This is a genomic window from Halomonas maura (assembly GCF_030409305.1).
Classification (GTDB): Bacteria; Pseudomonadota; Gammaproteobacteria; order Pseudomonadales; family Halomonadaceae; genus Halomonas; species Halomonas maura.
In genome coordinates this window covers 1-23,405 of sequence record NZ_JAUFPQ010000013.1, presented here as the reverse complement: position 1 = coordinate 23,405, position 23,405 = coordinate 1, and the positions used below count along the sequence as shown (strand labels likewise).

Here is a 23,405-nt window from a genome sequence, read left to right as displayed (position 1 = left end):
GCGGGCACCCCGGGCGTGGCCTACAGTGGGAACACCGCCCCCTGCCGGCCTCGCCGCGGTGGCCCCGATGCCTGGCACAAGGATGGCCCATGCTGAATCTGGTCGCGATCATCGTCTCCCTCACCGCGCTGCTGGCCTGGCTCAATCAGCGCTTCATCCGCCTGCCCACCACCATCGGGGTGATGGCCATCGCCCTGGTGCTGTCCTGGGGGCTGCAGGGGCTGGCCTGGCTGGGCCTGCCGGGGCTCGAGGACCGAGCCGCCGACTGGGTGGCGCGCTTCGACTTCAACGAGCTGGTCATGGAGGGCCTGCTGTCGCTGCTGCTGTTCGCCGGCGCCCTGCACATCGACCTGGACCGACTGCGGCGTTACCGCTGGTCGATCGGCTTCCTGGCCACCCTGGGGGTGGTGATCTCGACGCTGGCCATCGGCGCGGCGACCTACGGCCTGCTGCGCCTCGCCGGGGTCGAGCTGTCCTGGCTGTACTGCCTGGTGTTCGGCGCCCTGATCTCGCCCACCGATCCCATCGCCGTGCTGGGTATCCTGCGCAAGGCCGGGGCGCCGGTGGACCTGGAGCTGCGCATCGTCGGCGAGTCGCTGTTCAACGACGGGGTGGCCGTGGTGGTCTTCACCCTGCTGCTGGGCGCCGCCGCGGGCAGCGAGGCGCTCACCCTGGGCCATGCCGGGACGCTGTTCCTGCAGGAGGCCGGCGGCGGCATCGCCCTGGGCCTGGCGGTGGGGGCGGTGGGCTATGCGCTGATGCGCAGCATCGACGAGTACCGCATCGAGGTGCTGGTCTCCCTGGCCCTGGTGCTGGGCGGCTATGCGCTGGCCCTGCAGCTGCACGTGTCCGGTCCCATCGCCATGGTGGTCGCCGGCCTGCTGGTCGGCAACAAGGCCCGCCAGAGCGCCATGTCGGAGACCACCCGGGCGCAGCTCGATGCCTTCTGGGAGCTGATCGACGAGTTGCTCAACACCCTGCTGTTCGTGCTGCTCGGCCTCGAGGTGCTGCTGATCCCGTTCGCCGGGTGGCAGCTGTGGGTGGCCGCCGGGCTGATCCCGGTGCTGCTCGGCGTGCGCCTGGTGACCATCGGGCTGCCGGTGGTGCTGCTGCGCGAGACGCTGGGCTTTCGCCGGGGCTCGGCGCGGATCCTCACCTGGGGTGGCCTGCGCGGGGGCATCTCGGTGGCCCTGGCGCTGGCCATCCCCAGTGGCGAGGCGCGGGATGTGCTGCTGACCATCACCTACCTGATCGTGCTGTTCTCGATCCTCGTCCAGGGCCTGACCATCGGCCGGCTGGTGGCCCGGCTGGTGGCGCGCGAGGCCCGCTAGCGATTCAGCCCAGGCCCGCCAGGCCGGCGAGGCCCGTCAGGTAGAGCGGGATCAGCAGCGGCGCCGCCAGGGTGGTGAGCAGTACCGCCAGCGCGCCCTTCTCGGGGGCGATGCCGAGCTCCATGGCCACCACCACCACGTTGGCGGCCATCGGCACCACGCCGATCAGCAAGAGCGCCATGGCGAGCTCCGGCGAGAGCCCCAGGGTGGCCTGCAGCCCCAGCACGACCCCCAGTGCCAGCAGCGGCCAGAGCCCGTAGCGCACCGCCACGCAGGCGCCGATAAAGCGCAGATCGAATTCCCGTACGCTCACCCGGCCCAGCGTCATGCCGATGATCATCATGCCGAGCAGGGTATAGGTGGCCGGGAAGACCGCGAGGCCCTCCATGACCGCCGCCGGCACCGAGAGCCCGGCGCCCTCGACCAGCAGCGCCGCCAGGAAGGCGTAGATCATCGGCAGGCGCAGGATCTTGGCGAGGCTCTGGCGCACCGAGAAGCGTCCCCGGGCGCTCAGGTAGAAGCCCAGGGTGAACTCGTAGAGGGTCACCCCCAGCACCGCGAACAGGTAGAGGGTCACCCCCGAGGGCGGCAGCAGCACCAGCGCCACCGGCAGGCCGAAGTAGCCGGTGTTGCCGGTACCCGCCGAGAAGGCCAGCACGGCGCTCTCCTCGCCGGGCAGGGCGCGGCGGGCCAGGCGGCTGACCAGCAGGGCGACCAGGCTGGCCGCGACGAACAGGGCCCCGGTGATCAGCAGGTAGGCCGGCGTGGGGCCGCCCTGGGTCAGGCCGCGGAAGAAGGTCAGCGGCGCGATCAGGTAGATCAGCAGGGTGGCGATGGGGCGGGGGTCCACCGCCAGGTGGCGGGCGGCCAGCCAGCCCAGGCCGACGAAGGCCAGCAGCGTCCACAGCGGACCCATCAGGGTGGAGGGATCGAGGCTCATGCATCACGTCCATGTGGAGACAGGGTCCCTATCTTGCCTGGCTCCCCCCCGGGCTGTCAGTCCGCCGGGGCGGCCCGGCGGTGCTTTAGCACGTCTGGTTATACAGCCCGCGGTTCTTATATGAAGGAAATCGATGCAGAGTGACGAAACTTTCATTGGTCGCCCTGCCCGCGAATCGTCACAATGGCGCCAACTTCTCGCATCGCCCGGCCGGCGCCGGGCGGCTGCGCATCCTGACACCGCGTGTCCGAAGCGACGCGAACCACGAGGACCGGATCGATGAGTGCACACGAGCATCCGCTGGGCATCAGTTTCGAATTCTTCCCGCCCAACACCGACGCCGGGCGGGACAAGCTGATGCGCACCCGCGATGCCCTGGCCCCTCGCCAACCGCGCTTCTTCTCCGTCACCTACGGCGCCGGCGGCTCCACCCAGCATCGCACCCTCAACACCGTGCAGGCCGTGCGCGAGTCAGGCATCACCACCGCGCCGCACCTGTCATGCATCGGCAGCGAGAAGGCGGTGCTGCGTGACCTGCTGGCCCAGTACCGCGAGCAGGGCATCGACAGCCTGGTGGCCCTGCGCGGCGACCTGCCCTCCGGGATGGGCGGCATCGGCGAGCTGCGCTATGCCAACGAGCTCGTCGAGTTCATCCGCGAGGAGACCGGCGACCACTTCGAGATCGCCGTGGCGGCCTATCCGGAATCCCATCCCCAGGCCCCCAGCCTCGACCGCGACGTGGAAAACTTCGCCCGCAAGATGAAGGCCGGGGCCAACCTCGCCATCACCCAGTACTTCTTCACCGCCGACGCCTACTTCCACTTCGTCGAGCGGGCCCGCGCCCTGGGCGTCGAGGCGCCGATCGTGCCCGGCATCATGCCGATCACCAACTACACCAAGCTGGCGCGCTTCTCCGATGCCTGCGGCGCCGAGATCCCGCGCTGGATCCGCAAGCAGCTCGAGGCCTACGGCGACGACGGCGAGGCCATCGCCGCCTTCGGCGAGGAAGTCATCTCGCGGCTCTGCCAGCGCCTGCTCGACGGCGGCGCGCCGGGCCTGCATTTCTATACGCTGAACCAGGCCGAGCCGACCCTCAGGGTGCTGGATAATATCTCCGGCTGAATCGAGCCTGGCCGGGCGCACAGCCCGGTTGCATTTCCCTTTCCATGTCGGCCTGAACCAGGCCGAGCCGACCCCCAGGGTGCTGGATAATATCTCCGGCTGAATCGAGCCTGGCCGGGCGCACAGCCCGGTTACATTTCCCTTTCCATGTCGGCCTGAACCAGGCCGAGCCGACCCCCAGGGTGCTGGATAATATCTCCGGCTGAATCGAGCCTGGCCGGGCGCACAGCCCGGCTGCATTTCCCTTTCCATGTCGGCCTGAACCAGGCCGAGCCGACCCCCAGGGTGCTCGACAACCTCTCCGCCTGAACTCGCGTATTCCCGATTTTCCCGCCAGATAAACGAAGGGCCCCGCCATCCGGCGGGGCCCTTTGCGTGGTGCGTGACGGTGAGGTGTCAGCCGGAGGTCACCGGCTGGGCGCCACCGCCGTTGCGGCCGCGCTGGTACAGGAACAGCGCCGTGCCGATGGCCAGGCCGGCCACGTCGCTGTAGATGCCGCCGTAGATCATGCACAGCGCGCCGATCAGCATCACCAGGCGCTGCCAGAGCTTCACCGGGCCGAAGAACCAGGCCTGGACGGTGGCCGCCAGCAGCACGATGCCCAGGGTGGCGGTCACGCCGACCCGCAGGATCTGCAGCCAGGAGCCCTCCATCAGCATCGCCGGGCTGTAGAAGAACATGAAGGGCACGATGAAGGCGGCCAGGCCGATCTTGAACGAGGCCACCGAGGTGCCCATGGCGTTGTCCCCGGAGATGCCCGCCGCGGCATAGGAGGCCAGCGCCACCGGTGGGGTGATCGCCGAGACCACCGCGAAGTAGAACACGAAGAAGTGTGCCACCAGCGGCTGGATGCCGATCGCGATCAGGCCCGGCGCCACCACCGAGGCGGCCACCGCATAGGCGGCCGTGGTCGGCATGCCCATGCCCAGCAGGATCGAGATGCACATGGCGAAGAACAGCGCCAGCAGCTGGCTGACGCCGGCCAGGCCGAGCAGCAGCGAGGAGAAGCGCGCGCCCACGCCGGTCAGGGCAATCACGCCGACGATCAGGCCGGCGCAGGCACACACGGCGATGATCTGGATCGACATGCTGCCGGCGAGCTGCAGGGCGCGGAGGATGGCGCGGATGCCCATCTTGTGCGGGGAGATCCAGCTCACCACGGCCGCCGAGGCGGTGGCCAGGGTGCCGGCACGGATCACCGAGTAACCCATGAACAGGGCGACGATCAGGATGATGATCGGCGCGAACAGGTAGACCTGCTTGACCAGCTTCGAGAACAGCGGGATCTCTTCCTTGCGCATGCCGCGCATGCCCTTGCGCGCGGCCTCGAAGTCGACCATGCAGTAGATCGACAGGAAGTAGAGGATGGCGGGGATCAGTGCCGCCACGGCGATCTCGGTATAGGGGATGCCGGTGACCTCGGCCATGATGAAGGCCCCGGCGCCCATGATCGGCGGCATGATCTGCCCGCCGGTGGAGGCGGCGGCCTCGATCGCGCCGGCGCTGCGCGCCGGGTAGCCGACCTTCTTCATCAGCGGGATGGTCAACGAGCCGGTGGAGACCACGTTGCCGGCGCTGGTGCCGTTGATCATGCCCATCAGCCCGGAGGCGAAGATCGAGACCTTGGCCGGGCCGCCGCGGGCGCGGCCGGCGGCGGCGAAGGCGAAGTTGACGAAGTAGTCGCCGACCTTCGAGGCCTGCAGGAAGGCGGCGAAGATGATGAACAGGATGATGTAGGTCGAGGACACCGCGGTGGTCGGGCCGAGCACCCCGGCATCGGTGTAGACCTGGCTGAAGAAGCGGCCCACCGACAGCCCCGGATAGCCGAGGAAGCCCGGCAGGTAGGGGCCGGCGAACACATAGATCAGGAAGATGGCGGAGATGATCACCAGCGCCAGGCCGGCGACGCGACGCGTCAGCTCGAGGATCAGGGCCGCGCCGGCGATGGCCGCGTAGGAGATGCCCATCGGCGCGAAGGGGGTCCCGGTGGAGGCGCGCAGCGGGCTGTTGAACATCACCAGCAGGTAGCCGGCGCTGGCCAGGGCGCAGACCATCAGCACCAGGTCCGCCGGGGACAGGCGGTGGCGGTACTGGCGGTAGCTCCAGGACAGCAGGATGGCTGCCGCGGTGGCCAGCATCAGCGGGTAGCCGTAGTGGAAGGCCTCGATGTGCGGCTCGATGCGCATGGCGCCGCCGCTCATGGCCTGCTGCATCAGGAAGACCTGGAGCAGGGCATAGCCCGCCGGGATCAACAGGGCGTAGCTCAGCCACGCCAGCCAGGCCGGCGAGGGCTTGTGCCGGTCGTCGGCGAAGCGGGTGCCGGCGTAGAACCCGTAGCCGAGGATCAGCGCGCCGCAGATGTGCACGATGCGGAACGACCAGGTTTCCATCGGATAGAGGTTGAGCGACACCAGGTGAAAGCTGGAATAGACGATGGCCAGGGTGCCGAACAGCAGCCATTGCCAGCCGCTGTAGACGCGCCGGTTGGATTCCACGGCGTCGTCATCGACGCCCTCGGCGACGACGGGGCGGATCTCCTCGTCGTCGTGTGCGTCGGGACGGGGATCGTGATTCTGGGACATGGGGATCACCCTTGGGTGAGGGACGAACGTGCGGGGGGCGATCCCGCGTCGGGGACGCGGGATCGCGGGTGGTCAACGGCTCAGAGCTTCTGGTCGGCGGGGATCTCGTAGCCGTTTTCCTCGTACCAGCGCACCGCACCCGGGTGGAACGGCAGCACGGTGTTGTACTCGATGTTCTCCGGCACGCTGAACTGGGCGCTGCGATGGATGTCGCGCATCCGGTCGTTGTTCTCCATGCTCAGCTTGGTGATTTCGTAGACGAAATCCTCCGGCAGGTCACAGCCGGCGATGGTGAAGTTCCACATGGAGACGGCGCGGGCATCCTCCTCGAGGGTCTGGTAGGTGCTGGCCGGGATCTGGAACGGTGACACCGGGAAGGCGTCGATGACTTGCTGCTGCTCCTCCTCGGTGAACTCGATGATGTTGACGTCGGTCTGCACCTCGAGCTGGCTGACCGCCGGGATCGGGATGCCGGCGGCGAAGGCGATGACGTCGATCAGGCCGTCCTGCAACTGGCCACCCAGGTCGTTCCAGCCGCCGTTGCGGCGCTCGAAGTTCACGCCCAGCTCCTCGAGGATGGCCGGGAAGTAGGTGTCGGAGGTGGACGCCGCCGGGCCGAAGCCGATGGTGGCGCCGTCGGGGATGTCGGAGATCGACTCGATGCCGCTGTTGGCGAGCGTGGCGATGGAGAAGGGCGTCTCGTACATCGGGAAGAGCGCGCAGACGTTGTCCAGCTTCACGCCGGGTGCCAGGGGGCTCTCGCCGGCCAGTGCCTCGGCGGCCGGGCCCATGGTGGTCAGGCCCAGGGCCAGGTCGCCGGTGTGCACCAGGGCCAGGTTCTGGTTGGGGCCGCCGGTGACCTCGCCGCCGCCGGAGACACCCAGCTCGTCGGCGATCAGGTTGGCCCAGCCGGAGCCGTAGACGAAGTAGGTGCCGCCCTGGCTGGCGGTGCCCACGGTGAAGCTCTGCGGCCAATCGCTGCGATCGGCCTGGGCGCTGCCGGCGATCAGCATGGCGCCGGCGAGGGTGCCGGTGAGGATCCGTGTGGTCGTGGTCATGGCGTTTCTCCCGTTCGGGTTATGGTTGTGCTTGGCCGGCCCAGGCGGAAGCGGGGCGGCTGTCGTTCGACACCCTGACTATCAGCAAGGGCCGTTCCATTGTTGGAAAAATTGTTTATCGCCAGAGGGTTACAGCTTGTGGATTAGACCAAGGTCGCAATGCGGTTGCCCGGTTCGTGGCGGGAAACCGCACAAATCGCCACATGGGATGTGCGGTTATCCGCACAATTCTCAGGGAGAAGCGTAGTTCGGTGGGATCAACGCCTCCAGCAGACGGCTGGCCTGGTGGAGGTCGTTCATCAGCGAGGAGGCCAGCCAGGCGTCGAGCCGCTGGTGGCGCAGGCGGTCGGCCAGCTCGTGTTGCCAGTGGCGTCGCGTCTCCTCCAGGGCGGCGCCGATCTGCGGGGTGTCGGGGGCGTTGGCCAACCGGTTGAGCCCCTCCGCCACCGCCATGCGCAGGTCGTCATGGGCCTCGCGCAGCGGGCTCGCCGGGTCGGCATGGCGCAGCAGGCTGCGCTGCAGGACCTCACCGAAGCGTACCGCCTCGACCAGGCGCAGGCTGCGTTGGTAGAGGGCCTCGAGCCGGGCCGCCTGGGCCTCGGTCAGCGGCGCGTCGATGCGCGCATGGAAGGCGAGGAACTCCGCGAGCAGCGGCTTGATGCGCGCGTGGTAGCGTGCGTTCACCGAGGGCCAGGCGTCGGTGTCGATCGACGCGCGGGCCACCGCCCGGTCCGGCGGATGGCCGATCACCTCGGCGCTGGGCATGAGGATGGCCGCACACAGCAGGTGGTAGGCCCGGCGCTCGAGACGCCGGGCCTCCTGCTCCATGGCGGCGACCGCGGTATCCGCATGCTCCAGGGCGGTGGCGTCCAGGTAGCGGGCCTCGGCCGGGTCCTGGCGCCCCGGGTCGGGGATCAGGCGCTCGAGCAGGCCGGCCAGGCGCGGGATCATCGGCAGCATCAGCAGGATGCCGAGGCCGTTGAAGAGGGTATGGAAGAGCGCCAGCTTTAGGGGCCAGGCGCCCTCGGCCAGGCCGATCCACCCGCCCAGGAGATCCACGAGATGGGCCAGCGGCAGCAGCAGGGCCAGCGCCACGCAGGCGGTGACCAGGTTGAAGATCAGGTGGGCGCCGGCGAGGCGGCGGCCCGCGCTGCCGGCGCCCAGGGCGCCGATCAGCGCGGTCACGGTGGTGCCGATGTTGGCGCCGATGGCGATGGCCAGGGCCGGCAGGTAGGGCAGCTGGCCCGAGGCCAGGGCGGCGAGGATGATCAGCAGGGTGGCATGGCTGGACTGCATGACCACCGTGGCGGCCACGCCGAACAGCACGAACAGCGGCCAGTGCCAGACGCGCTCCCCGGCCAGGCCGTCCAGCGAGAGGCCGTCCTGCCAGGTCTCGAAGCCGAGCTTCATGAAGTCGATGCCGAGAAACAGCAGCCCGACGCCCAGCAGCAGGCCGGCGAGGCCGGCCCGGCTGCCCTGCAGCAACCGGCTGCCGATCAGCCCGATCGCCAGCAGCGGCATGGCGTAGTGGGCCAGGTCGACCTTCAGCCCCAGCCCGGCGATCAGCCAGGCGCCGGTGGTGGTGCCCAGGTTGGCGCCGAAGATCAGCGCGATGGCCCCGGGCAGGGCCACCAGGCCGGCGCCCACGAAGGACATGGCCAGCAGGGTGACCAGCGAGCTGGACTGCACCAGGGCGGTGGTCAGGGCGCCGACGCCGATGGCCCGCAGCGGGCGGCGGGTGGCGGCGTGCAGCCAGCGATCCAGGGTGCCGCCGGAGAGGCGCTTGATGGCCTCCTCCAGGTGGGTCATGCCCCACAGGAACAGGCCCAGGCCGGCGGCCAGGGTGGCCAGGTCGAGCCGCGCCACCAGCAGCGCCGTCCCCGCCGCCAGGCCCAGCAGCTCGAGCAGGCGCCGGGAGGGCACCAGGGGACCGGGCGCCGCGATCATCCCTTGGGGTCGAGGATCTTCACGGTCTGCAGGTCGTCGCGGTGCGGCTCCTCGCGCTCGCGGTTGACCCGGGTCTCGAGCTCGGGCAGCGCCTCGTCCTCGATGGGCAGCTGCTCGAAGAAGTCACAGCTGACGCAGTCCCGGTAGCGGATACCGTGCTGCTCCCAGGCGCGGATGCGGTCCATCTCGGCGCAGCGGGGACAGATGGCGCCGGCGATAAAGCGTTTCTGGATGGCCATAGGGGCTCCTGGAAAGAGGGCCGCCGGGGCGGCGTAGGGGCATGTCAGGCGGCGCGGAGGCGATGCCGTCTCATCTCTGCGGTCCCGCGGGGACCGCTGGCGCCGGCGCTAACGCGTTGCTGGATGGCCATGCTGGGCTCCTGCCGGGCCGTGGGGCCCGCTGGTACCCGGGGCCAATCGCCTGCCGCCGGGACGGGCCCGGCGGCAGGCCGCGCGAGGCGAGCTCAGGCCGCGCGGATGCCGCTATGGCGCAGCAACGGCTCGACGCTGGGCTCGCGCCCGCGGAAGGCGCGGAACAGCTCGGCGGCGTCCCGGGAGCCGCCCCGCTCGAGGATCTCGGTGCGGAAGCGACGCCCGGTCTCGGGATCGAAGATGCCGGCCTCCTCGAAGGCGCTCCAGGCATCCGCGGAGAGCACCTCGGCCCACTTGTAACTGTAGTAACCCGCCGCGTAGCCGCCGGCGAAGATGTGCCCGAAGCCGTTCTGGAAGCGGTTGAAGTCGGCCCGCGGCACCACCGAGACGCTGTCGCGCACCTCGTCGAGCAGGGCCTGGATGTCGGCGGCGGACGGGGCGGCGGCCTCCAGGTGCAGGCGGAAGTCGAACAGCGAGAACTCCAGCTGGCGCACCATGCCCATGGCCGACTGGAAGTTCTTGGCCGCCAGCAGCTTCTCGAACAGCGCCTCGGGCAACGGTGCGCCGGTGTCGACGTGGCCGGCGATCAGGTCCAGGCCCTCGCGCTCCCAGCAGAAGTTCTCCATGAACTGGCTGGGCAGCTCGACGGCATCCCAGGCCACGCCGTTGATGCCGGAGATGTCGGCGACGGTCTGGCGGGTCAGCATGTGGTGCAGGCCGTGGCCGAACTCGTGGAACAGGGTGGTGACCTCGTCATGGGTCAGCAGGGCGGGCTTGTCGCCCACCGGTCGGGTGAAGTTGCAGGTCAGGTAGGCCACCGGCAGCTGCAGCTCGCCGGCCTCCAGGCGGCGGACCCGGCACTCGTCCATCCAGGCGCCGCCGCGCTTGCCTTCCCGGGCATAGAGGTCCAGGTAGAAGCCGGCGATGGGCGCGCCGTCCTCCATGATGCGGAAGTAGCGCACGTCGGGATGGTAGCGCGGCGCGGTGGTGTCCTCCTCGACGGTCACCCCGTAGAGTCGCTCGACGACCCGGAACAGGCCGTCGACCACCCGCGGGGCGGGAAAGTAGGGGCGCAGCTGCTCGTCGGAGATCGCGTAGCGGGCCTCGCGCAGCTTCTCGCTGGCGTAGCCCACGTCCCAGGGCGCGAGCTCGGCCATGCCCAGCTGGTCGCGGGCGAAGGCCGCGAGCTCGGCATACTCCTCCCGGGCCTGGGGCACGGCGCGCTCGGCCAGGTCCTCGAGGAAGGTGGTCACCTGGGTGGGCGACTCGGCCATCTTGGTGGCCAGCGAGTAGTCGGCGTAGGTGGCGAAGCCGAGCAGCTCGGCGAGCTCCCGGCGCAGCGCCAGGGTCTCTTCCATGATCGGGGCGTTGTCGAACTCCCCGGCATTGGGGCCCTGGTCGGAGGCCCGGGTGACGAAGGCGGTGTAGACCTCGCGACGCAGCTCGCGGTCGTCGGCGTGGGTCATCACCGGGAAGAAGCTGGGGAAGTCGAGGGTGATGCGGTAGCCCTCGCGGCCCTTGGCCTCGGCGTTGGCCTTGAGGGTCGCCAGGGCGCTCTCGGGCAGGCCGGCCAGGCGGCTGGCGTCGTCGAGATGCAGCTGCCAGGCCTGGGTGGCGTCCAGCAGCTGGTTGGAGAAGCTGTTGGCGAGGCTCGACAGGCGGGCCTTGATCTCGCCGTAGCGCTGCTTCTGGGCGGGCGGCAGGTCGACCCCGGCGAGGCGGAAGTCTCGCAGGGCATTGTCCACGGTGCGGCGCTGTCCCTCGTCGAGTTCGGCCCAGGCCGGGCCGTCCTTCAGCGCCTGCCAGGCGCGGAACAGGCCCTCGTGCTGGCCGAGCCAGGTACTGTAGTCGGAGAGCAGCCCGAGGCTTTTCTCGTAGGCGCCCCGCAGCGCCTCGTTGTTCATGGTGCCGTTGAGGTGCGAGACCGGCGACCAGGCCCTCGACAGGCGGTCGTTGAGGGCCTCCAGGGGCGCCGCCAGGCTCTCCCAGGAGGGCGCCTCGCGTTCGGCGCGGGCCACCAGGTCCTCGATGGCGCGACGGTTCTCGGCCAGCAGGGTCTCGATGGCCGGCACTACCTGCTCGGGTCTGATCTCGGCGAAGGGGGGCAGCGAGTGGGAGTCGAGCAGTGGATTGGCGGACATGCGCACCTCGGAACGTGATGGGAAACATGCCTTAGATGCGGGCGGCTCGGGCGGGTTTCAATGTGCTAGGCTTGCGCCCTTTGCAACGACCGCCCGGAGCAGAGCGATGAACGAGACCCTGGAGCGCTGGAGCAGCCGACGCGCCTTCATCCTGGCCGTGACCGGGGCCGCGGTGGGGCTGGGCAACATCTGGCGGTTCCCCTACATCACCGGCGAATATGGTGGTGCGGCCTTCCTGCTCCTCTACGTGGCCTTCGTGGTGCTGCTGGGCCTGCCGGTGATGATGGCCGAGATCCTGATCGGTCGCGCCGGGCGGCGCAGCCCCATGCAGTCGCTCGGCCACCTGGCCACCCAGGCCGGCCGCAGCCCTCACTGGCGCTGGCTGGGGCTGTTCGGGGCCTTCACGGTGTTCTGCATCCTCTCCTTCTATTCGGTGGTCTCGGGCTGGTCCATCGAGTTCCTGGTCGCCGCGGTCAACGGCGATTTCGTCGGCAAGGGCGCCGCGGAGATCGGCGCCGGCTTCGATGCCTTCCTCGCCGACCCCGGGCGCATGACCTTCAACCATACCCTCTTCCTGGCCATGACCATGATGGTGGTGGCCGCGGGCGTGGCCAAGGGGCTGGAGCGGCTCAACAACCTGCTGATGCCGCTGCTCTACCTGCTGCTGCTGGTGCTGGCCGGCCACGCCGCCACCACCAGCGGCTTCGGCCAGGCGCTCGCCTGGCTGTTCACGCCGGATCTCTCGGCGGTCACGCCGCCGGTGCTGATCGCCGCCATGGGGCATGCCTTCTTCACCCTGGCGGTGGGCGCCTGCGCGCTGATGGCCTACGGCGCCTACATGCCGGACCACCAGAGCCTGCCCCGGGCGGCCGCCGGCGTCGCGGTACTCGACGTCACCGTGGCGCTGCTGGCCGGCATCGCCATCTTCTCGGTGGTCTTCGCCCAGGGCATGGACCCCGCCGAGGGGCCCGGGCTGATGTTCGTGACCCTGCCGGTGGCCTTCGCCGACCTGCCCTTCGGGGCCCTGTGGCTGTCGCTGTTCTTCCTGCTGCTGCTGCTGGCCACCTGGACCTCCTCGATCAACCTCGCCGAGCCGATGGTCGCCACCCTCCAGGGCTGGGGCCTCGGTCGTGGCCAGGCCTCGGCGCTGGTGGGCATCGCCGTCTGGCTGCTGGGCCTGCTGTCGGTGCTGTCCTTCTCGACGCTGTCCGAGCTGCGGGTGCTGTTCGGGATGAATGTCTTCGGCCTGGTCAGCACCATCCCGCCGGAGATCTTCCTGCCGGTGGGGGGGCTGCTGATCGCGATCTTCGCCGCCTGGGTGCTGCCCGAGCCTGTCGCCCTGCGCGCCCTGGATGCCGGGCCCAACGGCTTTCGCCTGTGGCGGTTCCTGGTGCGCTGGGTGTCGATCCCGCTGACGCTGGTAGTATTGGCCTCGGGACTGATCTGACAAGCGAGGTGCAAGATGAGCGATTCGACGGCCATCCGGCCCTGGAAGGGGGTGACGCCGCAGCTGGGCGAGCGGGTCTATATCGATCCCGCCTGCGTGGTGCTGGGCGACGTGATGCTCGGTGACGACAGCTCGGTGTGGCCGATGGCGGTGATCCGCGGCGATATGCACCGCATCCGCATCGGCGCACGGGTCAGCGTCCAGGACGGCAGCGTGCTGCACATCACCCATGCCAGCGACTTCAATCCCGACGGTTTCCCGCTGACCATCGGCGACGACGTGACCATCGGCCACAAGGCGATCCTGCACGGGGCCACCCTGGGCAGCCGCATCCTGGTGGGCATGGGGGCCATCGTCATGGACGGTGCCGTGGTCGAGGACGAGGTGATCATCGCCGCGGGGGCGGTGGTGACGCCGGGCAAGCAGCTGGCCGGCGGGCACGTCTATGCCGGCAACCCGGCCAAGGCGCTGCGGCCGATCAAGGACAAGGAGCGCGCCTTCTTCCCCTATACGGCCGGCAATTATGTAAAGTTGAAGGACGAGTACCTCGCGGCCCGGGGTTGAGCCGCCAAGCGATTGTTCTGTCACGTCATCCGGGGCGATAATATGGACGTTTATCCAGCCTTTGGAGGCGCCCGGGATGGCCGATTTCCGTACCCATATCAGTGCCGCTGCAGGAGGCGGCGTGCTGTTGGCCCTGGCCGGCTGGCAGGCCGAGCTGTGGACCCCCGAGCAGGCCCTGCCTGTGGCGGTGCTGGTCGCCTTCGGCGGCGTCCTGCCGGACATCGATTCCGACCACTCCCATGCCGTGCGGCTGATCTTCAGCGTGATGGCCGTGCTGGTCGTGGTGGCCGGGGCGCTGCTGCTGAGTCCCTGGCTGAACCTGGGTGCGCTGCTGCTGGCCTGTGGCGGCCTCTACATCGGGGTGCGCTATGTGCTGAGCCCGATCTTCAAGCACTTCTCCGTGCATCGCGGCATCTGGCACTCGCTGCTGGCCGCGGGCCTGTGCGGGCTGGCCACCAGCGCGGGCAGCTACCGCCTGCTGGAGCTGGAGGCCGGGCTGGCCTGGGCCCAGGGGCTGGCGCTGGTGCTGGGCTGCTGCATCCACCTGCTGCTCGACGAGCTGTACAGCGTCGATCTTACCGGGGCGCGGATCAAGCGCTCCTTCGGCAGCGCCTTCAAGCTGTTCGCCTACCGTGAGCCGCTGAACTCCGGCGTCATGCTGCTGATGGCCCTCGCCCTCACGCCCTGGCTGCCCCCCTGGGGTTCGCTGGGCGAACTGCTGGCTCAGGGCTCGGCGCTGTGGCGGTAGTCCTCGGCCTTGAGGCCGTGCTTCCTGAGCTTGTCGTAGAGGGTCTTGCGGGGCAGCCCCAGGCCCTCGCAGACCTCGCTGACCCGTCCCTGGTGGCGGGCCAGGGCCTGGCTGATCAGCCCCTTCTCGAACAGCTCCACCTGTTGGGGCAGCGGCAGCTCGCCGCTGTCGCTCTCCACGCCGGCCAGCAGGGTCTCCAGCCGGTAGTCGCAGGTCACCCCGAGCAGCACGTAGCGCTCCGCCAGGTTGCGTAGCTCGCGCACATTGCCCGGCCAGTCGTGGGCCATCAGCGCCGAGGTGCCGGCGGCGTCCAGGGGCGGCGCCTCCAGGCCGCTGCGATTGGCGGCCAGCACCGCGAAGTGCTGGAACAGCAGCGGGATGTCCTCGCGGCGCTCGCGCAGCGGCGGGATCGGCAGGGTCACCACGTTGAGCCGGTAGTAGAGATCCTCGCGGAAGTCCCCGGCCTCCGCGGCGGCCTTGAGGTCCACCTTGGTGGCGGCGATCACCCGGATATCCAGCGACACCGGCTGGTTCGAGCCCAGTCGCTCGATGGTGCGTTCCTGGAGCACCCGCAGCAGCTTGACCTGCAGGGCCAGCGGCATCGACTCGACCTCGTCGAGGAACACCGTGCCGCCCTCGGCATGCTCGAACTTGCCGATGCGCCGCTCCACGGCGCCGGTGAAGGCGCCCTTCTCGTGGCCGAAGAGCTCCGACTCGATGGTGCTCTCCGGCACCGCACCGCAGTTGATGGCGACGAAGGGACGGCCGCCCCGTGAGCTGCGTTCGTGGATAGCACGGGCGACCAGATCCTTGCCGGCACCGGTCTCGCCGAACAGCAGCACGTCGGTCTCGACCTGGCTGATGCGCTGGACCATGGAGGCCAGCTTCTGGATCGCCGGGGTGCGCCCCACCAGGCGGGGCCCCGGGGCCGCCTGCTGGGCCTCCAGCTCGGCCTTGAGGGTGCGATTCTCGAGGCTCAGCCGGCGTTTCTCGGTGCCGCGGCGCACCACCTCGACCAGCCGCTCCCCGGCGAAGGGCTTCTCCAGGAAGTCCCAGGCGCCCTCGCGCATGGCCTCCACGGCGGTGGAGATGTCGCCATGGCCGGTGATCAGCACCACCGGCAGGTCCGGGTCGCGGCTGCGCACCTCGCGCAGCAGCGCCATGCCGTCCATGCCGGGCATGCGGATGTCGCTGACCACCACGCCGGGAAAGTCCGGCGTCAGGGCCGCCAGGGCGGCCTCGGCGCTCTCGAAGGCCCGGGGCGCGTAGCCGCCAAGCTCCAGGGTCTGGCCGGCGGTGATGCGCAGGTGGGCCTCGTCGTCGATGATCATCACCGGAGGGGCCGGGGACTCATGCATGGTGTGATTGCTCCTTGGTTCGTGCCCGCTCGCCGTCCGGGCCGCCGTCCCGGGGCAGGGTAATGGTGAAGCGGGCGCCGCCGCCAGCCGCGTTGCGGGCCTCGAGGCGACCGCCGAGGTCGTCGATGATGCGCCCGGAGATCGACAGCCCCAGCCCCAGGCCACTGCCGGTGGACTTGGTGGTGAAGAAGGGTTCGAAGATCCTGGCGAGATGGTCCTCGGGGATGCCCGGGCCGTTGTCCGCCACCTCGATGCACACCCGCTCCGGGGTGGTCTCGATGGCCAGCGTCAGGCGCGGGGAGGGCGCCTCGGCCAGGGCCTGGAGGGCATTGCCGATCAGGTTGACCAGCACCTGCTCGAGGCGCACCGGGTCGGCGCGCACCCAGGCCGTCGCCTCGGGCCAGCGGCGCTCGATGGTGATCTCACCCTCGTGGAGGCGCGCCTGGAACAGGCGCAGGGCGTAGTCGAAGCACGACTGCACCGAGACCGCGGTGAGGGTGTCGCCGCTCTTGCGCGAGAACTGCCGCAGCTGGGCGCTGATCTCGGCCATGCGCGCGGTGAGTTCGACGATCTGGCCGAGGTTGGCATCGGCGGCCTCGGCCCGGCTGCGGGCGATGAAGGCGCGGGCGTTCTCGGCGTAGGCGCGGATCGCCGCCAGGGGCTGGTTGAGTTCGTGGTTGATGCCGGCGGCGAGCTGGCCCAGCACCGCCAGCTTGGCGGCCTGGACGAGCTCGTCGCGGGTCTCCCGCAGGCTCTGCTCGGCGCGGCGGCGCTCCTCGATCTCGTCGGACAGGCGACGGTTGGTGGCCACCAGGTCGCGGGTACGGTTGGCCACGTTGCGCTCCAGCTCGTCGCGGGCCCGCGCCAGGGTCTGGCGTTCGCGCTCGGCGAAGCGTTCGCGCTCCCGGCGCAGGCGCAGGCGCTGCCAGCCGATGCCGCCCCCCAGGGCCACCAGGCCGTAGAGGCCGCCGGCCAGCAGCGCCGAGACCCACTGGGCGTTGATCACCGGGGTGAGGGGCTTGAGGATGTGCATGTGCCAGTCGAAGGCCGGCATGGGGCGGGTCAGGCTGAGATAGGGCTGTCCCGCCAGGGGCCCTTGGGCGAAGCTGACCAGGCGGGTGCGCTCGTCGCGGTGCTCGATCTCGCGCAGGCCGGAGGGGGGGAGCGGCTCATCGCCATAGCGCCGCGAGGCCCGCAGGGCCACGCGCTGCGCCTCGCCGAGCGGCGCCATGGCGGTCAGCCGCAGCGCCGGCTGGCTGGCCAGGAAGATCACGCCGTCCCGGTCGGTGACCAGCAGTTCGGCGTCCTGCTCGGCCCAGCTGTCCTCCACGGCAGTGAGCAGCACCTTGAGCACCATCACCCCGTCGGGGCGGGCGTCCGGCGCCGTCTCGTCCAGCCATACCGGGGCCGAGAAGTAGTAGCCGCGCTCCCCGGACTGCACCCCCAGGCCGAAGAAGCGACCGCTGCGGCCGGCGATGGCCTCCTGGTAGTAGCGCCGGTAGCGGTAGTTCTGGCCGATGAAGGTGTCGGGACGGTACCAGTTGCTGGCGGCCAGGGTATTGGCGTGGCGGTCGAGCAGGTAGATGTCCGAGACATCGGCGGTGGCTCGGAAGCGGTCGAGCAGGCGGTTCAGCGGCAACGGGTTCTGGGTGTCCGGTGATGCCAGGAAGCGCTTGACCGCCTCCCGGCTGGCCAGCAATTCGGGGAGGTAGTCATGCCGCGAGAGGTGGCCGGTCAGCCCGGCTGCCGACAGGCGCAGCTCGTTCTCGGCATCCTGACGCAGGCTCTGCAGGGCCTGTTCCCGGGCCACCTGGGCGGTCTGCCACATGCACAGGGCGAGCCCGGCGAGGCCCAGCCCCCACAGCAGCAGGCGGATCAGGCGACGACGCGTCGAGGCAGGCCCGGCGTGAGGCATGGGGTCAGTGACTCGCCGTGGGCATCGCCTGGGCGCGACGCAGGGAGCGCTGGGCGCGCGTCTCGGCGCGTGCCGCCTCGAGCAGCCCCTCCTCCACATAGACCAGGTGCTCGTGGGCCCGGCTGCGGGCCTCCTCGGCATGGCCCTGGAGGATGGCGTCGAGCAGCGCGCGGTGCTGGCTCATCAGGTTCTTGCGGGCATCGGGCTTGCCGAACAGGTGCTCGAGGTTGTCGACGATGCTCTTCTCCAGCAGGTGGAAGATGCCGCGGATGGTGTGCAGCAGCATGACGTTGTGGGCGGCCTCGGCGATGGCCAGGTGGAAGGCGGCATCGGCCTTGGCTTCCCGGGGCGGGTCCTGCTCGTTGAAGCGAGCCTCCAGCTCCTCGAAGCGCTCGATCAGCACCGCCTTGTCGGTGGGGGTGGCGCGCAGGGCGGCATAGTAGGCGGACAGGCCTTCCATGGCGTCACGGAACTCCAGCAGGTCCAGGTGGAACTCGCCGTGACGGGACAGCATCTCCAGCAGCGGATCGCTGTAGCCGCTGTGCAGGTCCTCGGTGATGAAGGTGCCGCCCCCCTGGCGGCTGGACAGCAGGCCGCGGGCGGCGAGCTTCTGGATCGCCTCGCGCAGCGACGGGCGCGACACGCCGAAGCGCTCGGCGAGCTCGCGTTCCGGCGGCAGCCGCTGGCCGGGCTTTAGGCTACCCTCGAGAATCAGGGCCTCGAGGCGCTCGGTGATGACATCGGCCAAGCGCGGCTGGCGGAGGGTCTGATCGGACATGGTGATGCTTCCTGGGCGCGGGGTCATGATGTCCATGATAGCGCCGATGAATTGGTATTACCAATATCTCGCTGCAATCGTCACCCTGAGGCGCCCCGGGATTATCCCCGATTTCAGCAGCTTGCCGCCATGGAAGCAGGGTCATAGACCAAAGTCTAGCCGTTTCGACGCGGATATCGGCGCCCGGAATTTGACAGCCATGGCACCGGGCCATACTGTGCGGTGACATTGCGCTGTAAATTGGTTTTACCAATATGCAGCGATCCAGGCTCATCATGACAGCGCCCCGTCCCGCGGTCGGCGCCGAGGACCCTGACCATGACGCCCGTCAAGCTCTACCCCGCCAGGCCCGACAGGGTGTACTTCTATGGCACCTGCCTGGTCGACCTCTTCTTCCCCGAGGCCGGCCTCGACGCCATTCGCCTGCTGGAGCGGGAAGGCATCGAGGTGATCTTCCCCGAGGACCAGACCTGCTGCGGCCAGCCGGCCTACACCTCGGGCTACCAGAACGAGGCCCGGGCCGTCGCCGCGGCTCAGCTGGATCTGTTCCCCGAGCCCTGGCCGATCATCGTGCCCTCCGGCTCCTGCGGCGGCATGATGCGGGTCCACTACCCCGACCTCTTCGCCGGCACCGAGCGGGAAGCGCAGGCCAGCGAGATCGCCGGCCGGGTGTTCGAGCTGACCGAGTTCCTGGTGCATGTCTGTCACCTGCGCCTCGCTGACGGCGGGGCGCCGGAGAAGGTGGCCATGCATACCTCCTGCAGCGCCCGGCGCGAGATGGGGCTGGCCGAGACCGGCCCGGCCCTGCTGGGGCGGCTCGAGGGCGTGGAGCTGGTGGAGCAGGCCCGGGCGGCCGAGTGCTGCGGCTTCGGCGGCACCTTCGCCGTCCGTCACCCCGAGGTGTCGGCGGCCATGGTCGAGGACAAGAGCCGGGCCATCGAGGCGGCCGGCGCCGAGCACTTCGTCAGCTCCGACTGCGGCTGCCTGATGAACATCGCCGGGCGTCTCGAGTACCGGCAGAGTGCCGTGCGCGGCGAGCATATCGCCAGCTACCTGTGGCGGAGGACCTCATGAGCGTACAGACCTTCACTCCCGATGCCTTCCATCGCCAGGCCCATGAGGCCCTGGAGAACCCGCAGATCCGGGCCAACTTCCGCCAGGCCATGGACGGGCTGATGAGCAAGCGCCGGGACAGCTTCGCCGACTGGGACCTGGAGACGCTGCGCGAACTGGGGGCCAATATCCGCCTGCGCGCCCTGGCCAGGCTGCCCGACCTGCTGGAGCGGCTCGAGGCCAACTGCCAGGCCAACGGCATCCGCGTGCACTGGGCGGAGGACGGCGAGCAGGCCTGCCGCCTCATCCGCGAGCTGTGCGAGGCCCGCGAGGCCAGGTCGGTGATCAAGGGCAAGTCGATGGTCTCCGAGGAGATGCATCTCAACGCCCACCTGGAGGCGGCCGGCATCAGCGCGCTGGAATCCGATCTCGGCGAGTACCTGGTGCAGCTCAACGAGCAGACGCCGTCGCACATCATCATGCCGGCCATCCACCTCAACACCGACGAGATCGCCGGCATCATGCACGACAAGACCGGCATCGCGCGTACCCGGGACGTCGACACCATGACCGCGGCGGCCCGCCTGCAGCTGCGCGAGCGCTTCATGGCCGCCGACGTGGGGGTGTCCGGCGTCAATTTCGCGGTGGCCGAGACCGGCACCCTGTGCCTGGTGGAGAACGAAGGCAACGGCCGCATGACCACCACGGTGCCGCCGGTGCACATCGCCGTGACCGGCATCGAGAAGGTCGTCGAGCACCTGCGCGACGTGGCGCCCCTCTACTCGCTGCTCACCCGCTCGGCCACCGGCCAGCACGTGACCACCTACTTCAACATGATCAGCGGGCCGCGCCGCGCCGGCGAGCACGACGGCCCGGAGGAAGTGCACCTGGTGCTGGTCGACAACGGTCGCTCCGGCATCTATCAGGACGACCAGCTGCTCGACACCCTGCGCTGCATCCGCTGCGGGGCCTGCATGAACCATTGCCCGGTGTACACCCGGGTCGGCGGGCACAGCTACGGCACCACCTATCCGGGGCCCATCGGCAGCATCCTGATGCCCCACCTCGAGGGCCTGGAGTCGACCAAGGACCTGCCCACCGCCTCGAGCCTGTGCGGGGCCTGTGGCGAGGTCTGTCCGGTGAAGATCCCGATCCCCGACCTGCTGGTGCGGTTGCGCCGCGAGGCGGTCGGCGAGGGGCGCGGCAACGTGCGCGGTGCCGGCGCCAAGCGCTCGCGCAAGGAGCTGGCGGCCTGGAAGGGCTGGCAGTGGCTGGCCACTCACCCCGGCCTCTGGCGCAGCGGCACCGCCATGGCCGGCCGGCTGCGTGGCCTGACGCCGACCCATCTTGGGCCCTGGACCGACTATCGCACCGCGCCGAAGCCGGCGAAGACCACCCTGCACGGCTTGCTCAAGCAGCGCCGTGCCCGCCGGGCGGCAGAGGAGCAAGACGCATGAGTGCGCGCGACGCCATCCTGAAGCGACTGCGCGAGCGGGCCGATGGTCCCCTCGAGGCTCCCGAGAGCGACTTCACCGTGATGACCGGCCGTGGCTGGACGGCACAGGAGCGCCTCGAGCGCTTCGAGCGCTGGATCACCTCCGTGCATGGCGAGGTGATCCACACGTCCCGGGACGGCTGGACCGAGAGCCTTGCCGGCGTGCTGCGCGACAAGGGTGTGCGGCGGCTGGCGCTGGGGCGCGAGCACCCGGTGGCGGCGGCCGCCCGCGAGGCCCTCGCCGGGGGCGACATCGAGCTGGTCGCGGTCGACCGGGACATCGAGAGCTGGCAGCGCGAGCTGTTCGAGAGCGTGGATGCCGGCCTGACCTCGACCGGAGGGGGCATCGCCGAGACCGGCAGCCTGTGGCTCTGGCCCACCCCGGACGAGCCGCGCCTGCTGAGCCTGGTGCCGCCAATCCATATCGCCGTGCTGGATGCCGAGGCCCTCGAGGACACCCTCCACGACGTGATGGCCGGCCACGACTGGGTCGCGGGGATGCCCGCCAACGCCCTGCTGGTGTCCGGTCCCAGCAAGACCGCCGACATCGAGCAGACCCTGGCCTACGGGGTGCATGGCCCTCGCGAGCTGGTGGTGCTGGTGCGCCACGCCTAGGCGCCAAGGGTCAGCCGTCAAGGTTTTCGCTATAGTGCGGTTGGCCCCGGCGCAGGAATGCCGGGGTCTCGCAACCACATGTAGGGAGACATGACGTGCATATCCAGGAGTCAGGAAAGTCGCGCCGGCGGGCCGTTCGTCCGGGGCGCGTGATGGCCGGCGTTGTCGGGCTGGCGCTGCTGGCAGGGTGCGGCGACGGCGAGGAGCGCTTCGTCAGTGCCCCCGAGACGACGCTCGGCAGCGACATCCAGGGCGAGCTCACCACGGCGAGCCCCGTCAACCTCAACAACGGCACCCGCTACTCGGCGCACTGGCTGTGCGCCGGCTCGCCCGCTGGCGAGGGGCAGTCCTATGCGCTCGAGGCGTCCTTCGCCGCCGAGCTGTCCGCCTTCGACGCCCAGGGCCGGTGGCTGGGGAGCGCCCGGGGCGGTGCCGAGGCCGGGCCGCTGACCCTGCTGGCCGCGCCGGCGGACGACGCTTGTACGCTGGTGGTGGTCAATGGTCATGGTCATGGCGCCTTCGGCCCCTATCGGCTCACCGCCGAGCCGATCGGCATCCGGGACGAGCTGGTGCCGGGGCGTGCGCTGACCGGGCGCCTGGAGGAGGGCGGGGCCGAGTACCCCATCCGCCTCGACGGGCCGGCGTTGCTTACCCTCTCGCTGAGCGGCGTCGAGGATCTCGGCCTGCAGCTGGAGGGCAACGGCGTATCGCAGTCGGCCCATGCCTGTGCGGCCGGCGAGTTGCGCCTCGAGGCCTATCTGGAGGCCGGCGACTATCGCGTGCGCCTGCGTCCCGAGCATGCCCCCGCCGTCGGGGGAGAGGCGAGCTGTCCCGGCCGTGTCCTCGCCACCGGCGAGGCCTATCGCCTGCTGGCCGAGCGGCGCGACCTGGACGATGGCTGGCGCAACGGTGGGCCGCTGCGTGACGGTGACCGCGTCAGCGGCACACTCGAGGGGGCGGCACCGAATGCCTACAGCCTGCACCTCGACCGCCCCTCCGAGATCGGTCTGTCGCTGCGCTCGCAGGCTTTCGATACCGTGCTGCGGGTGATCGGCGAGGGCGCCGACATCGCCAATGACGACGATGGCAACGGTACCGACTCGCGTCTCGATACCGTGCTGATGGCCGGTGACTATCGGGTGGAGGTCGACCGCTATGGCGATGGGGGAGGCGACTATGCCCTCGAGCTGACCCGTCGGGACTTCGACGGCGAGTTCCGCAATGAGGGCGCGCTGGCCCTCGGCGAGAGCCTGCGCGGCCAGTTGACCGGCCTCGGCGAGAATCGCTATCGCCTGGCGATCGACGAGCCGGTCGAGGCGCGTCTGGCGCTGGACTCCCGGGACTTCGATCCGGTGCTGCGCCTGCACGGCAATGGCCTGGACCTGAGCGACGACGACGGCGGCGGCGAGCGCAACGCCCTGATCACCACCATCCTCCAGCCTGGCCAATACGTCCTCGAGGCACAGAGCTACAGCGGCAGCGGCATCTATCGCCTGCGCGCCGAGGGCGAGGCCTTCGAGGGGCGCACCAGCGACGGCGGCGAGGTGCGTCCCGGCGAGACCGTCTACGGCAACCTCGGCGGCGACAGCCTGACCTATGAGCTGGTGATCGGCGAGGCGCGCTCCGTGGTGGTCGAGGCCACCTCGGCGGCGGTGGATACGATGCTGCGGCTGTCGGGCCCTGGCGTCGATGCCCAGAACGACGATGCCGGCGACCTGGGGCTCGGTTCGCGGATCTCGCAGCGCCTCGAGCCCGGCACCTACCGCGTCGAGGTGGACAGCTTCAGCAGCGGGACCGGCATGGTGCGCCTCGAGATCGGCGGCTGATGTCGGCAGGGGCGTCGCCAGGCGGCGCCCCTGAAACTTTTTCCCCGCAGGGCTTGCGTGGGTCCGGGATAATCCGTAAAGTACGCATCCGCTGCCGGCGACGGGCAACGTTG

The 23,405-nt window shown here is 69.9% G+C and carries 18 protein-coding genes; 9 read left to right on the top strand and 9 right to left on the bottom strand.

Features of this window, described 5'->3' with window-relative positions; all coding sequences use genetic code 11:
* Positions 1 to 89: 89 nt before the first annotated feature.
* Positions 90 to 1,331: a cation:proton antiporter gene (locus QWY76_RS06960; RefSeq protein WP_290310389.1), complete on the top strand. Its 1,242-nt coding sequence runs from the start codon at positions 90 to 92 to the stop codon at positions 1,329 to 1,331.
* A gap of 4 nt (positions 1,332 to 1,335) precedes the next feature.
* On the opposite strand, the gene QWY76_RS06955 is transcribed toward QWY76_RS06960, so the two are convergent.
* Positions 1,336 to 2,271: an AEC family transporter gene (locus QWY76_RS06955; RefSeq protein ID WP_290310388.1), complete on the bottom strand. Its 936-nt coding sequence runs from the start codon at positions 2,269 to 2,271 to the stop codon at positions 1,336 to 1,338.
* Between the two features lie 279 nt (positions 2,272 to 2,550).
* On the opposite strand from QWY76_RS06955, the gene metF reads away from it, so the two are divergent.
* Positions 2,551 to 3,393, top strand: coding sequence for a methylenetetrahydrofolate reductase [NAD(P)H] (gene metF / locus QWY76_RS06950; protein ID WP_290310387.1), 843 nt, complete (start codon positions 2,551 to 2,553; stop codon positions 3,391 to 3,393).
* 396 nt (positions 3,394 to 3,789) lie between these two features.
* Here metF and QWY76_RS06945 read toward each other — a convergent pair whose 3' ends face one another.
* The 5 genes from QWY76_RS06945 to prlC all read right to left on the bottom strand — a co-directional run bounded on the left by QWY76_RS06945 (position 3,790) and on the right by prlC (position 11,493).
* The gene (locus tag QWY76_RS06945) at positions 3,790 to 5,976 is read right to left on the bottom strand and encodes a TRAP transporter permease (RefSeq protein WP_290310386.1); all 2,187 of its coding nucleotides are present in this window, start codon (positions 5,974 to 5,976) and stop codon (positions 3,790 to 3,792) included.
* Between the two features lie 80 nt (positions 5,977 to 6,056).
* A complete protein-coding gene (locus QWY76_RS06940) occupies positions 6,057 to 7,034 on the bottom strand; it encodes a TAXI family TRAP transporter solute-binding subunit (protein ID WP_290310385.1) in 978 nt (325 codons plus the stop codon).
* Positions 7,035 to 7,265: 231 nt separating this feature from the next.
* The gene (locus QWY76_RS06935) at positions 7,266 to 8,981 is read right to left on the bottom strand and encodes a Na/Pi cotransporter family protein (protein WP_290310384.1); all 1,716 of its coding nucleotides are present in this window, start codon (positions 8,979 to 8,981) and stop codon (positions 7,266 to 7,268) included.
* Entirely contained in the window at positions 8,978 to 9,220 is a 243-nt protein-coding gene (locus QWY76_RS06930; protein ID WP_290310383.1) for a YheV family putative zinc ribbon protein, read from the bottom strand. Before QWY76_RS06930 ends, QWY76_RS06935 begins: the two co-directional genes overlap by 4 nt.
* Positions 9,221 to 9,444: 224 nt before the next feature.
* Positions 9,445 to 11,493, bottom strand: a complete 2,049-nt coding sequence (gene prlC, locus QWY76_RS06925) for an oligopeptidase A (RefSeq protein WP_290310382.1) — start codon at positions 11,491 to 11,493, stop codon at positions 9,445 to 9,447.
* 106 nt (positions 11,494 to 11,599) lie between these two features.
* On the opposite strand from prlC, the gene QWY76_RS06920 reads away from it, so the two are divergent.
* The 3 genes from QWY76_RS06920 to QWY76_RS06910 all read left to right on the top strand — a co-directional run bounded on the left by QWY76_RS06920 (position 11,600) and on the right by QWY76_RS06910 (position 14,252).
* Positions 11,600 to 12,940 carry a sodium-dependent transporter gene (locus QWY76_RS06920; protein WP_290310381.1) on the top strand — a complete coding sequence of 447 codons (1,341 nt, stop codon included), beginning with the start codon at positions 11,600 to 11,602 and terminating at the stop codon, positions 12,938 to 12,940.
* A 15-nt stretch (positions 12,941 to 12,955) separates the two neighbouring features.
* Positions 12,956 to 13,504, top strand: coding sequence for a gamma carbonic anhydrase family protein (locus QWY76_RS06915; protein ID WP_290310380.1), 549 nt, complete (start codon positions 12,956 to 12,958; stop codon positions 13,502 to 13,504).
* 76 nt (positions 13,505 to 13,580) lie between these two features.
* Entirely contained in the window at positions 13,581 to 14,252 is a 672-nt protein-coding gene (locus tag QWY76_RS06910) for a metal-dependent hydrolase (protein WP_290310379.1), read from the top strand.
* Here QWY76_RS06910 and QWY76_RS06905 read toward each other — a convergent pair.
* From QWY76_RS06905 to QWY76_RS06895, 3 genes are read right to left on the bottom strand one after another with little or no spacing between them, the layout of a single operon-like run.
* Complete coding sequence (locus QWY76_RS06905; protein WP_290310378.1) at positions 14,228 to 15,610, bottom strand: sigma-54-dependent transcriptional regulator; 1,383 nt, start codon at positions 15,608 to 15,610, stop codon at positions 14,228 to 14,230. The two genes, QWY76_RS06910 and QWY76_RS06905, sit on opposite strands and share 25 nt — an antisense overlap.
* Positions 15,603 to 17,525 (bottom strand): sensor histidine kinase, encoded by a 1,923-nt coding sequence (locus QWY76_RS06900; RefSeq protein ID WP_290310377.1) that lies wholly within the window; start codon positions 17,523 to 17,525, stop codon positions 15,603 to 15,605. Before QWY76_RS06900 ends, QWY76_RS06905 begins: the two co-directional genes overlap by 8 nt.
* A gap of 4 nt (positions 17,526 to 17,529) precedes the next feature.
* Positions 17,530 to 18,303 carry a GntR family transcriptional regulator gene (locus QWY76_RS06895; protein ID WP_290310376.1) on the bottom strand — a complete coding sequence of 258 codons (774 nt, stop codon included), beginning with the start codon at positions 18,301 to 18,303 and terminating at the stop codon, positions 17,530 to 17,532.
* 318 nt (positions 18,304 to 18,621) lie between these two features.
* Between QWY76_RS06895 and QWY76_RS06890 the strand changes: the two genes are divergently transcribed.
* The 4 genes from QWY76_RS06890 (at position 18,622) to QWY76_RS06875 (ending at position 23,292) form a co-directional block, all read left to right on the top strand.
* Positions 18,622 to 19,377, top strand: a complete 756-nt coding sequence (locus QWY76_RS06890; protein ID WP_290310375.1) for a (Fe-S)-binding protein — start codon at positions 18,622 to 18,624, stop codon at positions 19,375 to 19,377.
* Positions 19,374 to 20,813 carry a LutB/LldF family L-lactate oxidation iron-sulfur protein gene (locus QWY76_RS06885; RefSeq protein WP_290310374.1) on the top strand — a complete coding sequence of 480 codons (1,440 nt, stop codon included), beginning with the start codon at positions 19,374 to 19,376 and terminating at the stop codon, positions 20,811 to 20,813. Before QWY76_RS06890 ends, QWY76_RS06885 begins: the two co-directional genes overlap by 4 nt.
* Entirely contained in the window at positions 20,810 to 21,466 is a 657-nt protein-coding gene (locus QWY76_RS06880; RefSeq protein ID WP_290310373.1) for a LutC/YkgG family protein, read from the top strand. The genes QWY76_RS06885 and QWY76_RS06880 overlap by 4 nt, the downstream gene beginning before the upstream one ends.
* Positions 21,467 to 21,618: 152 nt before the next feature.
* Positions 21,619 to 23,292 carry a hypothetical protein gene (locus QWY76_RS06875; protein ID WP_290310372.1) on the top strand — a complete coding sequence of 558 codons (1,674 nt, stop codon included), beginning with the start codon at positions 21,619 to 21,621 and terminating at the stop codon, positions 23,290 to 23,292.
* The last annotated feature ends 113 nt before the right edge of the window (positions 23,293 to 23,405 follow it).